The sequence below is a fragment of the Flavobacterium davisii genome (genome assembly GCF_042182265.1).
Classification (GTDB): domain Bacteria; phylum Bacteroidota; class Bacteroidia; order Flavobacteriales; family Flavobacteriaceae; genus Flavobacterium; species Flavobacterium davisii.
The window spans coordinates 58038-80060 of sequence record NZ_CP097869.1; the positions used below are offsets into that span (position 1 = coordinate 58038).

The 22023-nt window shown below is 31.6% G+C and carries 21 protein-coding genes and 4 tRNA genes; 1 reads left to right on the plus strand and 24 read right to left on the minus strand.

The window, feature by feature from the left end; genetic code table 11:
• Positions 1 to 254: 254 nt before the first annotated feature.
• The 23 genes from rplL to NAB20_RS00280 form a co-directional block, all read right to left on the minus strand.
• Positions 255 to 623, minus strand: a complete 369-nt coding sequence (gene rplL / locus NAB20_RS00170; protein ID WP_088390953.1) for a 50S ribosomal protein L7/L12 — start codon at positions 621 to 623, stop codon at positions 255 to 257.
• 57 nt (positions 624 to 680) lie between these two features.
• The gene (gene rplJ, locus NAB20_RS00175; protein ID WP_088390951.1) at positions 681 to 1184 is read right to left on the minus strand and encodes a 50S ribosomal protein L10; all 504 of its coding nucleotides are present in this window, start codon (positions 1182 to 1184) and stop codon (positions 681 to 683) included.
• Positions 1185 to 1209: 25 nt separating this feature from the next.
• Positions 1210 to 1899 (minus strand): 50S ribosomal protein L1, encoded by a 690-nt coding sequence (gene rplA / locus NAB20_RS00180; protein ID WP_088390949.1) that lies wholly within the window; start codon positions 1897 to 1899, stop codon positions 1210 to 1212.
• Between the two features lie 6 nt (positions 1900 to 1905).
• Positions 1906 to 2346 carry a 50S ribosomal protein L11 gene (rplK, locus tag NAB20_RS00185; RefSeq protein ID WP_060382897.1) on the minus strand — a complete coding sequence of 147 codons (441 nt, stop codon included), beginning with the start codon at positions 2344 to 2346 and terminating at the stop codon, positions 1906 to 1908.
• 62 nt (positions 2347 to 2408) lie between these two features.
• Complete coding sequence (gene nusG / locus NAB20_RS00190; protein WP_060382898.1) at positions 2409 to 2960, minus strand: transcription termination/antitermination protein NusG; 552 nt, start codon at positions 2958 to 2960, stop codon at positions 2409 to 2411.
• A gap of 9 nt (positions 2961 to 2969) precedes the next feature.
• Entirely contained in the window at positions 2970 to 3167 is a 198-nt protein-coding gene (gene secE / locus NAB20_RS00195; RefSeq protein WP_060382899.1) for a preprotein translocase subunit SecE, read from the minus strand.
• 15 nt (positions 3168 to 3182) lie between these two features.
• Positions 3183 to 3254, minus strand: a tRNA-Trp gene (locus tag NAB20_RS00200).
• A 57-nt stretch (positions 3255 to 3311) separates the two neighbouring features.
• A complete protein-coding gene (gene tuf, locus NAB20_RS00205) occupies positions 3312 to 4499 on the minus strand; it encodes an elongation factor Tu (protein ID WP_060382900.1) in 1188 nt (395 codons plus the stop codon).
• 54 nt (positions 4500 to 4553) lie between these two features.
• A tRNA-Thr gene (locus tag NAB20_RS00210) sits at positions 4554 to 4625 on the minus strand.
• 78 nt (positions 4626 to 4703) lie between these two features.
• A tRNA-Tyr gene (locus NAB20_RS00215) sits at positions 4704 to 4784 on the minus strand.
• 67 nt (positions 4785 to 4851) lie between these two features.
• Positions 4852 to 4925 (minus strand) — tRNA-Thr (locus tag NAB20_RS00220).
• Positions 4926 to 5024: 99 nt separating this feature from the next.
• On the minus strand, positions 5025 to 5327 hold the full coding sequence (hpf, locus tag NAB20_RS00225; protein ID WP_088390947.1) for a ribosome hibernation-promoting factor, HPF/YfiA family: 303 nt from the start codon (positions 5325 to 5327) through the stop codon (positions 5025 to 5027).
• A 37-nt stretch (positions 5328 to 5364) separates the two neighbouring features.
• Entirely contained in the window at positions 5365 to 6258 is an 894-nt protein-coding gene (locus NAB20_RS00230; RefSeq protein WP_375605306.1) for a tyrosine-type recombinase/integrase, read from the minus strand.
• Positions 6259 to 6347: 89 nt separating this feature from the next.
• Positions 6348 to 6542: a 30S ribosomal protein S21 gene (gene rpsU / locus NAB20_RS00235; RefSeq protein ID WP_060383871.1), complete on the minus strand. Its 195-nt coding sequence runs from the start codon at positions 6540 to 6542 to the stop codon at positions 6348 to 6350.
• A gap of 327 nt (positions 6543 to 6869) precedes the next feature.
• Positions 6870 to 8207 (minus strand): NAD(P)/FAD-dependent oxidoreductase, encoded by a 1338-nt coding sequence (locus tag NAB20_RS00240; protein ID WP_105195426.1) that lies wholly within the window; start codon positions 8205 to 8207, stop codon positions 6870 to 6872.
• A gap of 266 nt (positions 8208 to 8473) precedes the next feature.
• Entirely contained in the window at positions 8474 to 9643 is a 1170-nt protein-coding gene (locus tag NAB20_RS00245; protein ID WP_105195425.1) for an acyl-CoA dehydrogenase family protein, read from the minus strand.
• Between the two features lie 25 nt (positions 9644 to 9668).
• Entirely contained in the window at positions 9669 to 10562 is an 894-nt protein-coding gene (locus NAB20_RS00250; RefSeq protein WP_375605307.1) for a helix-hairpin-helix domain-containing protein, read from the minus strand.
• Positions 10563 to 10564: 2 nt separating this feature from the next.
• On the minus strand, positions 10565 to 10786 hold the full coding sequence (locus NAB20_RS00255) for a PspC family transcriptional regulator (RefSeq protein ID WP_088390937.1): 222 nt from the start codon (positions 10784 to 10786) through the stop codon (positions 10565 to 10567).
• A 46-nt stretch (positions 10787 to 10832) separates the two neighbouring features.
• Positions 10833 to 12107 (minus strand): DUF2851 family protein, encoded by a 1275-nt coding sequence (locus tag NAB20_RS00260; RefSeq protein WP_375605308.1) that lies wholly within the window; start codon positions 12105 to 12107, stop codon positions 10833 to 10835.
• A gap of 196 nt (positions 12108 to 12303) precedes the next feature.
• The gene (locus tag NAB20_RS00265; protein WP_088390933.1) at positions 12304 to 13665 is read right to left on the minus strand and encodes a pyridoxal-phosphate dependent enzyme; all 1362 of its coding nucleotides are present in this window, start codon (positions 13663 to 13665) and stop codon (positions 12304 to 12306) included.
• Positions 13666 to 13801: 136 nt separating this feature from the next.
• On the minus strand, positions 13802 to 15718 hold the full coding sequence (locus tag NAB20_RS00270) for a putative porin (RefSeq protein ID WP_375605309.1): 1917 nt from the start codon (positions 15716 to 15718) through the stop codon (positions 13802 to 13804).
• 74 nt (positions 15719 to 15792) lie between these two features.
• Positions 15793 to 17205, minus strand: a complete 1413-nt coding sequence (locus NAB20_RS00275; RefSeq protein WP_375605310.1) for a RagB/SusD family nutrient uptake outer membrane protein — start codon at positions 17203 to 17205, stop codon at positions 15793 to 15795.
• 10 nt (positions 17206 to 17215) lie between these two features.
• Complete coding sequence (locus NAB20_RS00280) at positions 17216 to 20203, minus strand: SusC/RagA family TonB-linked outer membrane protein (RefSeq protein WP_375605311.1); 2988 nt, start codon at positions 20201 to 20203, stop codon at positions 17216 to 17218.
• A gap of 204 nt (positions 20204 to 20407) precedes the next feature.
• On the opposite strand from NAB20_RS00280, the gene NAB20_RS00285 reads away from it, so the two are divergent.
• Positions 20408 to 21067: a ribonuclease HII gene (locus NAB20_RS00285; RefSeq protein ID WP_088393031.1), complete on the plus strand. Its 660-nt coding sequence runs from the start codon at positions 20408 to 20410 to the stop codon at positions 21065 to 21067.
• Positions 21068 to 21229: 162 nt separating this feature from the next.
• On the opposite strand, the gene lipB is transcribed toward NAB20_RS00285, so the two are convergent.
• Positions 21230 to 21928 carry a lipoyl(octanoyl) transferase LipB gene (lipB, locus tag NAB20_RS00290; protein WP_088393033.1) on the minus strand — a complete coding sequence of 233 codons (699 nt, stop codon included), beginning with the start codon at positions 21926 to 21928 and terminating at the stop codon, positions 21230 to 21232.
• Between the last annotated feature and the right edge of the window lie 95 nt (positions 21929 to 22023).

Below are 22023 nucleotides of genomic sequence, written 5' to 3' on the forward strand. Positions count from 1 at the left end.
GGACAAAATTATGATTAAAAAAAAGTAATTTTATGTTAGTCTATTAACATTTAAAACAATCAATACTTTTTTATTTATAACTCACACCTCTTTTGAAAACAAGTGTATTGATAAACTTTAGTTTCTTTCTTCGTGTTGAGTTAAAATTCGTAAGAATCTATTTAAAAAAACAAATAGTTTACTATACGAAAAAATGGTTTAGGCCATTGAGTGCTTTACTCAAGGCCTAAACCTATAATTTATACTATGTATAATTATTTAAGCTCAACTACAGCTCCTGCCTCTTCTAAAGCTTTTTTCAAGCCTTCAGCTTCATCTTTAGAAACACCTTCTTTAACATTTGTTGGAGCAGCATCAACTAAATCTTTAGCTTCTTTTAATCCTAAACCAGTTAATTCTTTAACTGCTTTAACTACACCTAATTTAGAAGAACCAGCTTCTTTTAATACTACAGTGAATTCTGTTTGCTCTTCAGCAGCAGCATCAGCTCCACCAGCAGCAACTACTACAGCAGCAGCAGCAGGCTCGATTCCGTAATCATCTTTTAAAATTGCAGCTAATTCATTTACTTCTTTAACTGTTAAATTTACTAATTGTTCTGCGAATTGTTTCAAATCTGCCATTTTTTCTATCTTTTTTAAATGATTTGTAAAATTTATATAATTTAATTAGTGCGCTAATTATTCAGCTGTTTCTTCACCTTTTTGCTCTGCATTGTTAAGTAAAGCAGAAATGATGCGTTTAGCTGGAGATTGTAACAACATGATGATATCTCCGATAACTTCTTCTTTCGATTTAAGAGCTGCTAACGATTCTAATTCTTTATCACCAATGTATACTTCCTCATTGATATAAGCTCCTTTTAATAGAGGTTTATCACCTTTTTTACGGAACTCTTTAATTACTTTAGCTGGAGCATTAGCAACGTCAGCAATTAGGATTGAAGTATTTCCTTTTAAAGTAGTTGGTAAATCACCAAATTCTTTATCAGAAGCTTCCATTGCTTTAGCAAGTAAAGTATTTTTAACAACTTCTAATTTGATACCAGCTTTATAACAAGCTTTTCTTAAATTTGAAGTAGTTTCTGCATTTAAACCAGAAATATCTGCTAAATAAACGATATTAGTTCCAGCTAACTGTGCAGTTAAATCTTGAATCGCTAATGATTTTTCTTCTCTAGTCATGATACTAAAATTTTTTAACTACCAATTACACTGCTTTAGGATCTAAAGCAATAGCTGGACTCATAGTACTTGATAAGTGGATAGACTTAATATAAGTACCTTTTGCAGCGGTTGGTTTTAATTTAATTAATGTTTGAATAATTTCGTGAGCGTTCTCCTGGATTTTCTCAGCATCGAAAGATACTTTTCCGATAGCCGCATGAACGATACCAGTTTTGTCAACTTTAAAGTCAATTTTACCAGATTTCACTTCTTCTACTGCTTTACCTACTTCCATAGTCACAGTACCTGTTTTAGGATTTGGCATTAAACCACGAGGTCCTAAAATACGACCTAATGGACCTAACTTACCCATAACAGCTGGCATAGTGATGATTACATCTACATCAGTCCAACCATCTTTAATTTTTTGTAAGTACTCGTCTAAACCTACGTGGTCAGCACCAGCCGCTTTTGCTTCAGCTTCTTTATCTGGAGTAACTAAAGCTAATACTCTTACATCTTTACCTGTACCGTGTGGTAATGAACACACACCTCTCACCATCTGATTCGCCTTACGAGGGTCTACACCTAACTTAACAGCGATATCAACTGATTCATCAAATTTTGCTGAAGCAACTTCTTTTATTAATGCAGAAGCATCTTTTAAAGAATAAGTTTTATTCTTCTCAATTTTAGAAGCAGCAACTTTTTGCTTTTTCGTTAATTTTGCCATTTTCTCTTAGTTTAAAGGAGAATCTCCAGTTACAGTAATACCCATAGATCTAGCTGTTCCAGCTATCATGCTCATTGCTTTTTCAATTGTGAAAGCATTTAAATCAGGCATTTTGTCTTCAGCGATCGTTTTGATTTGATCCCAAGAAACACTAGCAACTTTTTTACGATTAGGTTGCCCAGATCCAGATTTAATTTTTGCAGCTTCTAACAATTGAATAGCAGCAGGTGGAGTTTTAACAACAAAATCAAACGATTTGTCTTTGTACACAGTAATTTGAACTGGTAATACTTTGCCTGGTTTATCTTGTGTTCTAGCATTGAACTGCTTACAGAACTCCATGATGTTAACCCCAGCAGCTCCCAAAGCAGGTCCAACCGGTGGCGACGGGTTCGCAGCACCTCCCTTAACTTGTAGTTTAACTACTTTACTAACTTCTTTAGCCATTTTAAAAAAAATTAAGCACATCGATCATTGGAAGCGATTGATGTGAATTATATAAATAAATATTATACTTTTTCTACTTGAACGAAGCTTAATTCTAAAGGTGTTTTTCTTCCAAAAATTTTAACCATTACTTCCAGCTTGCGTTTTTCTTCATTTATATTTTCAATAGTACCGTTAAATCCATTGAACGGACCATCAATAACTTTAATAGTTTCTCCAACAGAGTAAGGTATAGAACCATGATCAACAGTAGTTGCTAATTCATCTACTTTACCTAACATTCTATTAACCTCTGATTGACGCAAAGGCACAGGATCTCCTCCTTTTACCTCACCCAAAAAACCAATTACACCTGTAATAGACTTTATTATATGAGGTATTTCTCCTGTTAGGTTTGCCTCGATCATAACATAACCTGGAAAATAAACACGTTCTTTACTAATTTTTTTACCATCACGAACAGTTACCACTTTTTCAGTTGGCACTAATACTTGTGATATATAATCAGCCATTCCCACACGATTAATTTCTTGCTCGATGTAGGATTTAACTTTATTTTCTTGACCACTTACAGCCCTTACAACATACCATTTCTTCACACTAGTTTCAGCCATAACTTTATTTTATCCTTTTAACAAATTAAAGAAACCCTCAATTGTTTTAGTAAAAATTTCGTCAACGCCCCAAGTGGCTAGTGCAAAAATGACAGAGAAGATGGCCACAACTACAGTTAGTTTCTGAACCTCTTCCCATCCTGGCCAAGTCACATTTGACTTAAACTCTTCAAAAGCTTCTGATATATAATTAGTCACTTTGTTCATTATATTTCTTATTTGCACGGGCGGAGGGATTCGAACCCCCATCAATGGTTTTGGAGACCACTATACTGACCCTTGTACTACGCCCGTTTGTTATAAGTCAGTGTCGTCGCTGAACGACACCGACTTCTTTTTATGTGAATTTAATTATTCAACGATTTCAGTTACCTGACCAGCACCTACTGTTCTACCACCTTCACGGATAGCGAAACGTAAACCTACTGATAAAGCGATTGGTTGAAGTAACTCAACATTGATAGTTAAGTTATCACCTGGCATTACCATTTCAACACCTTCAGGTAAAGAGATAGTACCTGTTACGTCAGTTGTACGTACGTAGAATTGAGGACGGTAGTTGTTATGGAATGGCGTGTGACGTCCACCTTCTTCTTTTTTCAAGATATAAACCTCTGCTTTAAATTTAGCGTGTGGTTTTACTGAACCTGGCTTACAAATAACCATACCACGACGGATATCAGCTTTGTCAATACCACGTAATAATAAACCTACGTTATCACCAGCTTCACCTCTATCTAAGATTTTACGGAACATCTCAACTCCAGTAATAGTAGAAGTTAACTTGTCAGCACCCATACCGATGATTTCAACTGGATCTCCAGTATTAGCAACACCTGTTTCGATACGACCTGTAGCAACTGTACCACGTCCTGTAATTGTGAATACGTCTTCAACTGGCATCAAGAATGGTTTTTCGTTATCACGAACTGGCTCTTCAATCCAAGCATCAACTGCATCCATTAATTCGATGATTTTAGGAACCCAGTTTGGATCATTATTTAATCCACCTAAAGCAGAACCTTGAACAACTGGACCATTATCTCCATCATATTCATAGAAAGATAATAAATCACGGATTTCCATTTCTACTAACTCTAATAACTCAGCATCATCAACCATATCCACTTTGTTCATAAAAACAACGATACGAGGAATACCTACCTGACGACCTAATAAGATATGCTCACGAGTTTGAGGCATTGGACCATCAGTAGCAGCAACTACCAAGATAGCACCATCCATTTGAGCAGCACCAGTAACCATGTTCTTAACGTAATCCGCGTGACCTGGACAGTCTACGTGAGCGTAGTGACGGTTAGCTGTTTCATATTCTACGTGAGATGTATTAATAGTAATACCTCTTTCTTTCTCTTCTGGAGCGTTATCAATTTGGTCGAATGACTTAGCTTGACAGTAACCTGCATCAGATAACACTTTAGTGATCGCAGCAGTTAAAGTAGTCTTTCCGTGGTCTACGTGTCCGATAGTACCGATATTTAAGTGCGGTTTCGAACGATTAAAACTTTCTTTTGCCATTTTACTTAATTTTTAATCTTAGTTATAATAATTAGTGTTCAAAAAAATCTTGTGAGCCAATGACGGGATTTGAACCCGTGACCTCTTCCTTACCAAGGAAGCACTCTACCCCTGAGCTACACCGGCGGTAAAGTTTTAGGTTTCTAATCAAAAGTATCCTGTTTCGAATGCAATATAAAACTTGAAACTCTTAAACTCATTTTGTGGGGAGAGCAGGATTCGAACCTGCGAAGGTTTCCCAACGGATTTACAGTCCGTCCTCGTTGGCCGCTTGAGTATCTCCCCGCCTTATTTTTAATTTACCCTCTTCTTTCGGAGTGCAAATATAAAACATTTTTTCAATATTTCAAAGAGCCGATGGAGGGACTCGAACCCACGACCTGCTGATTACAAATCAGCTGCTCTAGCCAGCTGAGCTACACCGGCATTCAGTAAAAAAGTCCGCTATTTCTAACGGACTGCAAATGTAGAGATATATTTTAGATTTCAAAAATTTTTTTTGATTTTTTTTTGATTTTTTTTCAATCAAGCATGCACTCTTTGCTTTTCCTTATGTTTTACAAGCAATCTTTCTAAAGCATCAACAGACAAATCCACCCCTTCCTCAAATGACTTACATGTTTTTTTAACAACAAATTCATCACCTGGAACTAAAATTTTAACTTCAACTACTTTATTTTCTTTTTCACTAGCCTGCTCCACCCTCATAAACACGTCCGCAGAGATAATTTTATCATAATATTTTCCAAGTTTATTTATTTTTTCATCTGTAAAAGAAATCAATTTTTTGTCGATGTTAAAATTAACTGCATGAACACTTACCTTCATAATTAAATCTTTTTTAAGGTTAAACAATTTTAAAAATTCATTCTTGTCCCCTAGGATGCGCTTTTTTATACACCTCTTTTATCTGCCCTAAACTAGATTGAGTATAAACTTGTGTAGACGCTAAACTAGAATGCCCCAAGAACTCTTTTATTGAATTTAAATCTGCACCTCGGTTTAACATGTGAGTCGCAAAAGTATGACGAAGCATATGAGGACTCTTTTTCAATTTTTCCGAGACAACACTAAGATAACAATTTATTAACCTGTAAACAAAAGTTTCATTCATTTTCTTACCATTATTAAGAAGAAATAAATATTCTTCATCAATTATTAACGGCAAGGCTTTTCTTTTATCTAAATACTGCTTAATTTCTAAAAAAATCGCATCTAACATCGGTATAACACGTTCTTTATTGCGTTTTCCTAAAATCTTAAATACTTTCAGATCAAGATCTACATTAATCAACTGTAAATTAATCATTTCCGCCCGCCTAATACCTGTTGTATAAAACAAACCAATAATCAATTTATCACGAAGCCCTTCAAAATCCTCACTATATTTCACCTCACTCAACACTAATTCTAACTCTTTTTCAGAAAAAGGAACTTGAATTTTCTTCTCTGCCTTTAGAGATTTATGTTGTAATAGAGGTGAAACATCTATCAACTTCACTTTCAAAAGAAATTTATAAAACGCTTTTAGAGAAGCCATTTTTCTATTAATCGTAAGATTAGCAAGACCTGAATCGACTAAACTAACAATCCAACTTCTAACAAACGAATAACTAACCTCTTCCAAACTACCTCCTCCTTCCTCAATTAAATAATTCTGAAAAGATAACAAATCCTTTACATAAGCATTAACTGTATGTTGGGAATATTTTTTTTCTTTTAACAAATAATCTTCAAAACGAATTAAATTCTCAACCATAAATACTTGATTAAACAAAAACAAAAAAAATCGCTAGTTAAAAGTACAACTTTTACACTAGCGATTTCATATATGATTATAATTTGCTATTAATTTTCTACAGCATCTCTTAATCCTTGAATATATTGTGCTTTTTGAATTTCAGCTCTTCTTGTTACAGAAGGTTTTGTAAACTGCTGACGTGATCTTAATTGACGCACAACTCCTGTTTTATCGAATTTTCTTTTATAACGTTTTAACGCTCTATCGATATTTTCTCCGTCTTTAATAGGTATAATTAACATAATTTTGACACCTCCTTTCATTTGTGGCTGCAAACGTAAGGATTTATTTTGAATTAAGAATTACAATCTATCATTTATTTTACAAGTTTTTTAAAGATTTCTAAAAGAACTCCTTTTCAAGCAAGCTATCAAAAACTGATTATCGAGTAATTTCTTAGCATTAAATCTGTAAGTTATCATTAAATTAAAATAATTTTAAAATAGAAGTTTTTAAAACTTAATTACTATTTCTATTTTTTTTTACGTTCTGTCACCTTATTTAATAATGTCCTTTAAAAATTCCCAATGCTCTAGTATTATTAAAAGACAATTAAAACTATGGTTTTGCTATTTCAACAAGGAGATTATTTTTTCTGCTTGTTCTGCACCGGTAGCTACTGCTCCATGAACTGTTTGGTGATCGCCTTTTAAATTGGTTGCTTCTCCTGCAAAAAATATTTTTCCACTTACAGATTCTGCTAAAATTTCTCGAGCATTCTCCATGCCAATAGAACTATAGGAATAAGCTCCTCTTATAAATGGGTGTTTTGTGAAATTTTGAACACTTGATTTAATAAAATTAGCACTTGCTTTATCCCCAAACATGGTATCTAATTCTGTTAATAATGCTTTTGTTATTGCCTCGTTACTATTCAGATCTGAAAGAGCTTGAGCTTGTTTACCCATTATAAACGCTAACAAAACATTATCATTAGTTTGCTTGCCTATTGTAACATCTCCATACGCGGCGCAAATGGAGCCTCCATAAATAAAATTACTTGGATAGAATTTTTTACTAAATTTCAAGAATACTTTCATCCCCGCTTCCATTCCTATTTTTTGAAAAGCGGCTATCTTTTCATTAGGCAATGAAGGTTTAAAAGTAATATCATTTGATTTTAGTATGGTGATTGGCACTGTAACAATTACTTTATCTGCAATAAAAGTCGCCCCATTTATATCTGTTACTTCGATTGAACTTCCTGAATAATCAATTTTTTTTACAATTGTATTTAATTTTATATCTTGTTTAACAAAAGGCACAATATAATCTTCAAAAACATCGAAATATGTTTTTCCGAATTTATAATTTCTTTCTTGACTATTTGTTTTTTTCGCCTCTTCATTATCCCATTTTACAGAAATATTGGTTGCACTTGCTCCTTGATCACCTGCATAGGCTTCTACAATATAATTATACGAATTATCTAAGCCTTTTTGATGTGCATGTTCCAAAAAACTGACATCTTGAAAAACTTCTGTTTGACTTCTAAATATATCTGTTTGTAGAGGTAAAGTTGAAGTAATTTGATTATTATACCAATATTGCAAATCAGCATCATCTAGAGTTATTTTGGTTTGTGTTTCTTTAATTATTTTACCAATTATACTATTTTCTAGATGTAGCCATTCTGCTCCTTGATCAATATCAAAATCTGCAAAACCTGTTTGTTTTCCTAGACGTCCACCATATTTTGAAGAAGCTTCTAAAATTTTAAAACTTACTCCTTTTTGCTTTAATGTGTATCCTGCAAACAGCCCAGCTGCTCCTCCACCTATAATTAATACTTGTACCTTTTTTGAATTATCCTCTTCTATTTCAGAAGCGCAGGAGGTTAAAATTGAAGGTATCAAAACCGAAGCACTCAACACTGTTGAATGTTTTAAAAATTTACGTCTATTCATTAAATTTTAATTTAACTTTTATTAAAAGTGTTAGAAAACAAAAAAATAACATTAGTTTTTAAAAACTTATTTTATTTAACCTAAAGTACGCATTAAAAATTAATTTTTTAAGAAAAAAAATAAGAAAATACATTCGTATTTTCTTATTTTTTTTCTTACTCTCCCTTCTTACCGTTTTATCTTTCATTACAAAATCTAATTTGTAATTTGAATCAATAACAAATAGTGAGAAAATCGGTTTAATTATTTTATTTAGATCTAAATGATTATTTTACTGCTGGTTGATAATCTTTATTATCAATAATCATTTTTGACAGAATTTCTTTTAGGATTTCAGATGTTCCACCACCAATAGGCCCTAATCGACTATCTCGTAATAAACGAGCTAATGGATATTCTTCCATATAACCATAACCGCCTAACATTTGCAGGCAATCATAGATTGCTAAATCAGCTACTTTTGTTGATTTTAATTTTGCCATAGTAGCTTCTTTAACCACATATTCTCTTTTATCTAAACGTGCTACGGTTGCGTAATTAAAAACTTTGCAATGTTCAACTTCTGTTGCATGTTCTACCATTGTATGACGTAAAGCTTGGAATTTATTAATAGAATTTCCGAAAGCTTCTCGTTCTGACATATATCCTAATGTGTAATCTATAGCGTACTCAGCGCGAGCATGTGCATTAATCGCCATTATTAAACGTTCTAACGCAAAATGTTGCATAATGTAAGGAAATCCTTTTCCTTCTTCTCCCATTAAGTTTTCTAAAGGAATTTCTACATTGTCAAATGCCAATTCTGCTGTATCGGAAGCTCTCCATCCTAATTTATCTAATTTAGTAGCTGATATACCTGGTGTTTTAGCATCTATTAGGAAAATACTAATTCCTTTATTACCTAAAGTAGGATCTGTTTTGGCTGCTACTACATAGTAATCTGCATAAACCCCATTTGTAATAAATGTTTTAGATCCCTTAATTATGAATTTATCGCCTTTTCTTTCAGCTGTTGTTCGCATTCCTGCTACATCACTTCCTCCAAAGGGTTCTGTTATGCAAAGCGCACCTATCTTATCACCTGTAATACTTGCTGTTAAATATTCTTTTTTAATTCTTTCATCTCCTTCTGCGTTTAGATGTGTCATTGCCAAATAAGCATGCGCCCACATAGCAGCGGCAAAACCTGATGATTTAACTTTTTGTAATTCTTCTAGAAATATAACCGTATAAAATAAGTCAAGATTGGAACCACCGTAAGCTTCTGGATAATTTAATCCAAAAAATCCCATATCGCCAAATTTTTTCCAAATAAAACGTTCTATGGTTCCTTCTTTTTCCCATTTTTCAATGTAGGGTACTACTTCTTTTTGTAAAAAATCACGAAAACTTTGTCGGAATAATTGATGGTCTTCTGTAAAATAAATTGAGTTCATAAAGTTATATTGTTCTTCTTATTATTTATTTAAAGTCCAAATATAAGGCAATTATTTTTACTTTATCAACTGGAAAAGTCTTAATTTTGAGTAAATCCTCTACTGAATGAATTCCGTTATTCATGCTTCTAAAACCAACTATTTCACGAACTACAGGGTATTTTAGATATGGAATTTTTAAAAGTTCTTTAGAGGATGCTTCGTTTATCTTTAATTTTACAATTTCTGGTATTTTTAATAAAATAAATTTTTTATTTAATTCAAGGATAACTTCTGGAGACAATCCCCATACGTCTTGTAGTTGTTCCATAGATACAAACCCTCCTAAAGTTTCTCTATTTTTGAGTATTCGATCTGAAATAACATCACCTATACCGTATACTTTCATAAGATCTTCTTTCGTTGCTAGATTTATATCTTTTTTTACCCAAGTGTCTCTTTTTTTATATTGTTTTGGTACAGTGAATCGGGTTGTTTCTTCTTTATTCTTATTCTTGTTTTTTAAAACCCAATCGGGAAATTTAAAATAAGATGCCATTGAAGCCAACAATGAATCGGATATTTGTGTTATTTCTTGAAATTCTTTTGAGGAGTTAACGTACTTACCTTTTTTTCTATAGGCTAACAAACGGTTTATTTCTTCTATAGACATTCCTAATTTATATCCTTTGAAATCTGTAATAAAATTAGGATTAAAGGGCTGTATTTTATATTTTTCTTTTTTTGCTTCTTTTTTTAATGAATCTATTACAATTTGTTTAGCTAGCCATTTTTTTTCTTCTGGTGTTAAGTATGCTTCTTCTGAGAAATCGACAAAAGTATATATTGTTTGAAGCAATACACTTAAAATTATGATACACAACAATGCTATTTGTTGATTTTTTGTGTATTCAAAATATTTTTTAAGTGATTGACGCATCGTTATAAATCAAAAACAGAGGTTCTTTTGGCTCTCACTAGATCCTTTAATTTCATCATAAATCCAATCGTTAAATACACTCCAAACCATAATCCTATGGTAACAAATGAAATATAAATAAAAAATAAACGAACGCTATTCGCTCTCATTCCTAGACGATCAGATACTCTTGATGCGATATGAAATCCTTGACGTTCAAAAAAATATTTAAGTTTTAATACCATTAATTCTATTGTTTTTAAAATAAATAATACTCTAGTAAATTTACAATTATTTTTCAGACTTCAAAAAATCAAGACCTATACTGCATTCTAGACATCGATTTGCATCACAATATTTATTTTTCAACTGAATAAGTCCTTGTGATTCCATTGCATTTTTAGCCTTCATTCCGTAATATTCAAAATAATTTATTATTTTATTTTTTTCAGGTTTGATCATTTCTATTAACATTAAATCTAGATCGTTATCGTACTTATTATAATATTGTGTGTAGGAAAACCGAATAGGTAGAATTGCATTAATAATTAATAATTCAATAAACGATTGGGACAGTTTTTTTTCTTTGTGGGTTGATGTTTTCTCAAAGTTATAATGATACTCCCAATAATCAGAAACGCCTACTGAAAAAATTTCATAAAATTCTTCTACACTGGTTGCTTGAATAATCCGTGTAAAAAGGTTTTTTTGAATATGATAAAGCATTGCTAATTGCGCTATTCGAATTGTTGGAAAATTATCGGGGCGTAATCTAAAAAATTCAAAATGTTCTACGTGGGTTGATGTTAGATTGTATTTAATTTTTATATACTCATACAACTCGATCAAATCTTTTACGTAGTTTTCTTGGGGTTTTAGCGGAAGAAGTCCTGCTTGACCAAAAAATAAGGCTTCTAGATAACTTACATCAAAACTTTCTTTTCTTAGGACTGTAAAAGGAATGGAATCGGCTAAATTAAAGAAGGCTTCTCCATTTATGTTTAGTCCAAAATTTTTGGCTAAAATTATAAAAAAAACGTTTTCCCAATCATAATTTGTTTTTTTTAATAATATTTGAATGGGGTTATTTTTAAACTCTAATCGCTCAAAATACAGACGTTGAATCCAATTGGATTTAGTAAATTCTGGTATGTCTTTTAATTTTTCTTCACAATTTATCCATTTTTTCCTTACTTTAAGGTTTTTATATTGGGCAATTAATTCTTCTGGAACATAATTCTGAAGTGCTAAAACTGGTATTTCTGTATTGTTTTTTCTAAAAACGGGTACATCATGCTCCCATACTACGTGTAAAATACAGTTATCATATTGGCTATTGAGTTGATGGTGATGATGGTACCAATCGGAAGATTTTAGATGTATTTCTACGTTTCCAGCCCACCTCTGTCCATCAATAACAAGCTGGACATTAAAAAAATCAGGTCCTGATCTATTTAATTGAAAACCTGAATGAAGTATTTGAAGGTTTTCGCCTTGTACAGTTGTCAAGGATTGTAAAGGAATCTTTTTATTTTTCCATACATAGTATAAAAATTCTTCTTTCATAATTTTAGGCGTGTAATGTTAATAAGGCGTACAAAATGAAATTATACCATTATCTTTTTAAATAAAATGTATAATTCAATAGAAGTATAAATTTACAAAAAAAACCTAACAAACTCATTATTAATGAATTTCATTAGGTTTTTTTTATTCTAAGATCCTACAAATTAAAATTTATAGGGTCTTTTTTATGGTTTTATTACTTTATAGAATTAATTATATCGTGTTTTGTGATGATATGATGTTTTCCTTCTCCTAAATTTATTAAAACAGCTTGATTTTCTTTCGTGATTAATTTTGATACTTCTTCTATAGAAGATCCTTTTGCTACAATTGGGAAAGGTGCTCCCATTACTTCTCTTATTGGTTTATCAGCGGTATTTTTATCTGTTATAAAGCTTTGAAAAAGATCTGATTCATCAACAGATCCAACAAATCCATTTATATCGACAACTGGTATTTGTGAAATTTTATACTTACGCATTCTCTCAATAGCATGTGCTACTAGTTCTTCTGTACGAACAATCACAAGTGGTTTTTCAATATGCTCTTTAATTAGATCTTCTGCTTTCGTTAGTTCTTCATCTAAAAATCCGCGTTCACGCATCCAATCATCATTAAACATTTTACCTACATAACGACTTCCTGAATCATGAAATAAAACAACTACGACATCATCTGGTTTAAATTCTTCTTTTAATTGTAGTAATCCTTTAATAGCAGCACCTGCTGAATTACCTACAAATATTCCTTCTTCTAGTGCTATTTTACGTGTGTATACGGCAGCATCTTTATCTGTTACTTTGGTAAAACCGTCTATGAGGGAAAAGTCAACATTTTTAGGCAAAATATCTTCTCCAATTCCTTCTGTTATGTACGAGTATATTTCATTTTCATCAAAAACACCAGTTTCATGGTATTTTTTAAATACGGAACCGTACGTATCTATTCCCCAAATTTTAATATTTGGATTTTTTTCTTTTAAATATTTAGCTACTCCTGAAATTGTTCCTCCTGTGCCTACTCCTACAACAAAATGTGTAATTTTACCTTCTGTTTGTTCCCAAATTTCGGGACCTGTTTGTTCGTAATGTGCTAATGCGTTACTAGGATTATCATACTGGTTTACGTACCAAGCGTTTGGTGTTTCTTCGGCCAAACGTTTTGAAACAGAATAATAAGAGCGAGGATCTGTAGGTTCAACATCTGTAGGGCAAACTACTACTTTTGCCCCTACTGCTCTTAGTATATCACATTTTTCTTTTGATTGCTTATCGGAAATTACACAAATTAATTTATATCCTTTAATAATGGCTCCTAAAGCTAATCCCATGCCTGTGTTCCCAGAAGTCCCTTCAATAATGGTTCCGCCTGGCTTTAATCGTCCGTCTTTTTCAGCATCTTCAATCATTTTAATAGCCATACGGTCTTTTACTGAATTACCAGGATTAAAGGTTTCTACTTTTGCTAAAACTAATGCGTCAATTTCAGCTGTTACTTTATTCAATTTTACTAGTGGTGTATTACCAATCGTTTCTAGTATATTTTTTGCGTATTGCATACTGTATCTTATTTTTTATTTTAAACTAATTATTTTTAAAGGATTTGCAAAGTTATAAATATTATGTATATGATTTTAAATTACCAAAGTTTTGAAAGAGGAGTAACTTTCTCATTTTTAAAACATTTTATCTTAATTACTGAAAGAAATTCCATACTAATCCAAAACGAACAAGAAAGTCTTTATAGGGTTGGCTAGGTGCTACAAAAAAATCATTATTCATAAAAGTAGTATTAAAATGTTCTGCTTTAAAAAAGATTCTTGTTTGGCGTACTCTAGCATTAATAAAAAAATCTAAAATAGGGTGATTTCCTATTTGAACTTGGTTTTGTGTGTAAAAGTTTCCCATTAGAGGGTTATATCCATTAGCATAATAATTAGTAAAATATTGAACCGTAATACCTGTTTGTAAGAGTAAGGCTTTTTTAAAATATTGATCCGAAAAATACAGACTATTTCGTGTTAAAATTTTTGGCACATTTAGAATTTGTTCTGCTTGAGCTACTTGTTGATATAAAAGAGTGTTGTCTAAGGTCCATTTTCTATACTTTATCTCTTTTTGTAATTTAATTGAAAAATAATTTATAGGATTTCCATATTGTTTGGGTGTTGTCTGTAAGCTTTTTTGGGTTAAATCATTATTACTAAAATAAATATGATCATGAAGTACTGTAAATTGTGATTCAATAGTTCCCCATTGTGTTTGAGCGTTTAATAGAATCGTATTAATCTTTTCATTATTAAATGAATTTTTCCAATTATAGTTTACAAAATCACTTTGATAAAGGGAAGAAGTTAATTCAGGTAATTTACTTAAATTAAGATATTGAACTGAAAAACTATTTTTGTCATTTAATGTATATTTTACAAAAATATCAACAGTTGAATTTGTATACTTTGAGAGAGCTTTAGAGAAAAGGGCTTCTCCTCGAATTTTATCTTTTAAATAAAAATATTTCCCTCCTACATTTTGAACTGAAAAATCATTTCGAGCAGGCACTTTTATTTGCTGGTTTTCGATTACTAAACGATTGTATCCATAACGAAAACGACTATCTTCTAAAAACAGATTAAACTTACCTATAGAGGTATTAAAAAAAGTAGTTCCGATTTTATTATAAAGCACAGATGACTTTGTTAAATCTGAATAATTAGAATTTTCATAACCTAAACCGAAATAATCTGTTTTAGTCGTTTTTTCGAAGCTAAAGCTGAAAGTTTCATATTTAAACTGATGTTCTAATAAAACGTTATTTGATTTTTGATTTCGATTTAATCTAAAATATTGATCTAAAAAATAGCGTTTCCCTTCAAAAAGTGATCTCGCATCTCTTAGTTTCACATCTAATCTTGAACGTTGACTAAACTGAGAATCTCCAGAAATAAAATCAGCATCATTTAGGATTCCCCCGTTTTCTTGATTGGTAAAATCTTGGCTTGTAAAGTGTAAATTAAACCCATATCGCTTACTGAAAGTTTGATAACTTGAAGTAAATCTAAAATTACCTGTACTTGATAATGAATTTAGATATTTACCTAATGATCTTAATCCTTTATAAGCGAATGAAAAATTAAGATTTTTAGAAGTGTTCAATGTAATAAAAGCATCTATACTTTGTCCTTGCTCTAAAACAGTTTTAAAATACAATTCTGTCAAGGGAGTTGGTACATTATAATAAGATATATCTTCTGATTGGATATAATTAAATTGTTTTGCATTAAATCCTAAGCTTGGCAAAGCATTAGGTACTTTATAACCATAGTTCAAAATGGTATATATATATCCGTCATTAGCAAACGGTAATAAGCCAAAAATATCTTTTTTTAATAAATTAAATTTATAATCACTTTTTATGGTAAGTGACGTATCCACAAAAGTGGTGTCTCTTCTTAAATTATAAATTTTATACCAGTTATGAGGTGCTTTAGGATTTTCTTTCCGTGTTTGACGCAAGGACTTACGAACCGTATCATTTTTAATTTCAGACAAATCATTTTGTCCAAATGTTGGTATAGCAGCTAAAGCAATGATTAAATAAAAAACGTACTTCATAGGGTTATAATGAGGTACAAAAATAGGGAAAAGAGAAGAGATAAAAAAACCCTCGCTATTAGCGAGGGTTTTTATTAATAAGAAGGATTTTGAATTAAATTTTTATTTAAGTCTAATTCTCTTTGAGGAATTGGTAAGACCACTTTCGGCTTACCTGGTGCTGTTTCAGCTGGTGCTGGTACAGTTCCTGACGATCTTAATTGTTTTCCATTACGCAATAAATCCATTCTTCTATGACCTTCAAAACAAAACTCAAGGCGTCTTTCTTTTATAATATCATCTAATGTTATAACTGCCAAATCAGGAAGATTTGCACGTCTTCTAATTTTATTAACATCATTAACTGGAGTATCTCCTATTACTGTTCCTGCTCTTAAATTAGCCTCAGCTCTAATTAAATACATTTCAGAAATACGAATTACAGAATAATCTGACGACTGATTAAGTCCATCATTATATTTCGTTGTATAAAAAGGGATTCCAGCTTTTTCTATATCTCTCCTTTTTAATGTGTAACGTAAATCTCCTGAATTCTCAAAAGTAGCGTTCAAACTTGCTGAGAAAGGACAATCTCCTCTTCCTCCATTAGCAGACGAATTAGTTAGAGTTGAAAAACTAACTGACGGTCCATTTTCATTACTCCCCGACTGACTATCATTAGATAAATTAACTAAATTAAATATATGCTCTTTTGAATCTTTATTATCATAAAAATTATAGTCGGATGCAAATTCAAATTTTCCTGAATTAATTGTTTGATTAGCATAATCAACAGCCTGTGCAAATTTATCTTGATATAGATAAACACGAGCCAATAAAGCCTTAGCTGCTCCTACATTAGCTCTTGTTCTATTAAAATCTTTAATTTTACTAATTGCATCCAATAAATCTGCTTCAATTTGAGCATATACTTCTCCAACAGTAGCTCTTGGAGTATTTCTAAGACCTATTTCACTTACGGAGCTAACATGTTTAGTAATTAAAGGAACAGACAAACCACCAGCTCCAACCGTTTGAATTGGTTGTGCAAATAAACAATTTAATTGAAAATAAGCTAAAGCTCTCATAAACTTAGCTTCACCTACAGCCTGATCTCTTTCGTCCATTGAAAAATCAACATCAGGAGTCAAATAAGCCTTATTAATTACTGTATTAGCTTGAGTTATTATTTCATAGTGATCTTGCCAAATTGAAGCAACGTTTCCATTTGTTGATATAGTTGTATAATCTCTTATTTCTTGTAATGTTGGAAAAGTACCTTTAAAAGCAATATTATCGGATTGCCAATCTCCTAATAGTTGTGGAACACCACCAAAAGCACCTTCTTGCTGAGCTAACCCATACAATCCTGTTACATAAGATTTCACCCCTAATTTAGTAGCTAATACCACATCACGAGAAGATTCATCTTGTGCTTTAACATCCAAATCTGTTTGACAACCAATTGCAAATGCTAGAAAAAGTGTTGATATATATATTTTTTTCATAATTAAAAACTTAGAAAGTTAGACGTGTACCAAACAAAAATGTTTTAGTTTGAGGAGCTGTAAAAAATGTTTCTCCTTGAATTCCTGCGGAAATCGAATTAGACACTTCTGGATCAATACCTTGTAATTCTTTGCTTTTCAATGTATATAAATTTTGTGCTGTAGCATAAATTCTTACTGATGAAACAAAGCTTTTACCAAACTTAGCCATTGGGAAATTATAACCAAGAGTTACATTTTTTAATCGAGCAAATGAACCATCTTTCAATTGTCTGGTTGAAGCATTTTGAACGGTTCTAAATGTAGAAGATTTAGGATTTGGTGTAAACGCATCATCTCCAGGATTTTGCCATACATTACCTACAACCTCTCTATGATTATAAGCATATATTGAACGATCAACAAAACGTAATCCGTCTATAAATATATCATTACCATAACTAAAATTAACTAATGTTGATAAATCAAAATTTTCATATTTCAAATTATTAGACCATCCTCCTGTAAAATCAGGGTTTGCATCACCTACAATTCTTCTATTTGCCGTAGAGTAAACAGTTGTTGGATTACCATTTATATCTAACCATTCTGCATTCCCTGTTTCTTTATTAACTCCTAAATAAGGTACTAAATAAAACGTATTAGCCGAGTATCCTTCAATTGCTCTTTGATAAGTTGATCCTCCAATAAACTTATTCCCTTGTGCATCTACAGAAGCATCAGAATTTAGTTCTAATATTTTATTTCTATTAAAGTTAAAATTTAAATTTGTAGTCCATTTTAATTTTGAGTTTCTTAGTATATCAAAATTAAAATCCAAATCCAAACCTTTATTTTCCATTCTACCTGCATTGACTAAATAAGTTCTAACGCCATCGTTGTCAGCTGTAGATAATAATTTATTTAGCAATAAATCCGATGTTATTTTTCTATAAACATCAACAGCTATTTTAACTCTATCACTAAACATACCTAAACTTAACCCTAAATCAACAGATTTCGATTTTTCCCATTTTAAATCTGGATTACTGAATCTATATAAAGCTAAACCCGAGGTTTCATTATAATTTGGATAAGTACCTCCATTAACGCGCTCTCTCCATACATAATCGCCAATTCTATCATTACCCGTAACCCCAACATTACCTTTTAATTTTAATTCAGTAATGTATTTACTATCTTTTAAGAAATTTTCATTCGCAATATTCCATGCCGCTCCAACTGCCCAGAAATTACCAAATCTATTATTAGAGCCAAATCTAGAAGACCCATCTCTTCTAAAAGAAGCCTCTAGTAAATATTTGGAATCATAATCTAAATTCAAACGTGAAAAATAACCATTTAACCTAGATTGTGCATTAGTGTTTTCTGTAGTTGATTTTATAACCGCAGAAGTTACATTTAAAAAATCATCAGAAGCAAAAACTGAACCCGCTACATTAATATCTCTTACTTCTGTATTTTCTGCAGTAAAACCTACTAATGCATTTAAATTAATTTTTTCAGCTAACTTTTTATTAAAATTTAACGTATTTGTAAAAATAGTTTTTTGTTGAACAGCCTGATAATCTGATGCAGAACCACCTGATTGATTTATATTCTTTTCACGTCGAAATTCTTCGATTGCAGATCTATCTAAACCAAATTCTACTCTATAAGTTAAAGGTTTAAATAATTTAAAATCTGCAAACACATTACCTGTTATACGATTAGTAATTAAATCATTAATATTTAAGGCTTCTATTGCCACAACATTAGCTACAAAACCTGTACGTTGAAAATTACCATTAGAATCATAAGGTGATATGTAAGGTTCTTGTAAAAAAGCAGATGTAAAAGGTGCGTTTACTGAATTTTCAGAAGCAACTCTATCCATTTTCGAATTAGTTACACCTAGATTCATTCCAACTTTTAACCAAGAATTTGCTTCTGTATTAATATTAAGTCTCCCAGCGGATTTTTCTAATCCATTACCAATGATAAAACCTGATTGCTTAGCATAACTACCTCCTACGAAATAAGTTGTTTTTTCAGAACCTCCTGAAACTGAAACATCTGATCCCATAGAAACACCTGTTCTAGAAACAGCATTTAACCAATCAAAATTAGTTTCACCTATATCATCAATTGCAACTCCTGAATTAATTAATGCCTGAGGGAACTTAGCATTATATTCCTTATACTGGGAGGCATTCATCATTTTCATTGCATCAGTATAATTTGTAAAAGAAGTAGTAAATCCAACAGTAACTTTAGCATCTTGATTTCTCTTACCCATTTTTGTCGTAATAAGAATAACACCATTTGCACCACGAGATCCATAAATTGAAGTTGCAGCAGCATCTTTTAAAACAGACATACTCTCAATATCCGCAGGGTTTATATCTGCAATTGGATTTAAAGCCTGTCCTCCTTGAGAAGATGTTAAATTAACATCATTTAAAGGCACTCCATCAACTACATACAATGGTCTAGCGCCTGCTGTAATTGAAGCAACCCCTCTTACTTTTACAACTGGTGCAGAACCAATTACACCCGAAGAAGAAACAACTTGAACCCCTGAAGTTTGTCCTTGAAGAACATCTTGAACAGAAGCAACAGGAACATCTTTAATTTTATCAGATCCTACAGTTGCTACGGACTGAATCATCTTTTTCTTTTCCTGCTTAGCAAAACCTACTATAACCACGTCTCCAATTTGCTTTGCATCACTCTGCATTACAGTATTCATCACATTAGAAGCTCCAACCACTTTGGACACTTCTCTCATTCCCATAAATGAAAAAACGATAGTTTCGCCTTCTTTTGCTTTAATACTATATTTACCATCAAATCCGGATGAAACTCCACGTTGTGTACCTTTTACTACAACGTTTACCCCTGGTAATGGCCCATTTGCGTCTGTAACCACCCCAGTTATCGTTTTCTCTTGAGCGAAAGAAAACTGCATCGTTAACGCTAACAGTAGCGTAAAAATCCATTTGAACTTTGATCTCATATTAATTTTATTTGAGTTAGTTATCTGGCAAACTTCTTAAATATTTCTTAATTTCCCAAATATTATCTGTAGATATTCATTTTTTATGAATGTTAAATTTTATAAAGTACCTTTGTTTTTTTTATATTTCATACAAAAGCTTATTATTTCTAAAAAAAGCTACAACTAAAAATCAAACATTTTTAAACATCTATTTATAGTATTATGTTATCCTTAAAATTCAGCAATTATGCAACAGAGGTTGGATGCGATGAGGCAGGAAGAGGTTGCCTTGCTGGACCTGTTACAGCAGCTGCCGTCATCCTTCCTGAGGACTTTCAAATTGATTCTTTAAACGATTCTAAACAATTATCTGAAAAGAAAAGAGATGCTTTAAGACCTACTATAGAAATTTCAGCCTTAAGTTTTGCCGTAACTCACTTATTTAGTCCAGAAATTGATGAAATTAACATTCTTAATGCGTCTATGAAAGCTATGCAAGAAAGCATCTTAAAATTAAACATAAAACCTGATTTTATCATTATTGATGGAAATCGCCCTTTATTAAGCAAATTAGGTCTTAAAACACAAACGGGTTATAACTTAAGTAATGATGAAATAAATTTTTTAAACTCTATCCCTAATAAAAGTATTATAAAAGGTGATAGCAAATTCATGAGTATAGCTGCTGCTTCTATTTTAGCTAAAACTTATCGAGATGAATATATGAATAAAATACATGAAGAGTTTCCAATGTATAATTGGAATAAAAATAAAGGTTATCCTACGAAGGACCACAGAGCAGCTATTGCCCAATATGGCATTACAAAATATCATAGAAGATCTTTTAAACTGCTTCCTGAGCAATTTGTTTTGGACTTATAATTTACATATCTTACTTTATTCATAATCTATCATATTGTAAGTTATATAAATCAAGAAAAACTTTTTACAATTTAAATTCTGAATAGAATCTTATAACATAAATCGGTTGATTTTTTATGTTTCCATTTCAAAATTCAACCGATTTTTTTCACTATTAAAACATTATAGCGTTACTAAAGTGGCATTAAATAGATCTTTAAAATGTTTTAATATTTTTATTTTCACTTCTTCTTCATCTACCGCCCTTCCTAACTCAACATGAAGAGAGGTTACCGCCTTTCCTTTTATACCACAAGGAATAATGTTGTCAAAATATCCTAAATCTGCATTTACATTTAATGCAAAACCATGCATAGTTACCCATCGAGAGGCTCGAACTCCCATAGCACATATTTTTCGTGCAAAAGGTGTCCCAACTCCTAACCATACTCCTGTTTCTCCCTCACTACGTTCTGACTTTATGTTATATTCAGCCAAGGTTAGGATAATGGCTTCTTCAAGTAATCGTAAGTATTTGTGTATATCTGTGAAAAAATTTTCTAAATCTAAAATAGGATAACCAACGACTTGTCCAGGTCCGTGATAGGTTATGTCTCCTCCTCTATTTATCTTATAAAATGTTGCTCCTTTTTCTGCTAATTGTTTTTCAGATAATAATAGATTAGATAAATCTCCGCTTTTCCCTAATGTATATACATGGGGATGTTCTACAAATAAAAAGTAATTATCTGTTTCTTGTTCTGAATTATCTCTCTTTTTTATCTTTTGCGCTACAATTTCTGCAAATAATTCCTCCTGATAATTCCATGTCGTTTTATAATCCTTATATCCTAAATCTTGGATTTTTATTTTTCTGTTCATTATTTATTTTAATTATGACTAATTTTAAAAAGAGTTGATAACTTGTTATTACATCTTCTTTCGCGATGACACCTCCTTTTGTTCTTATTTGATTT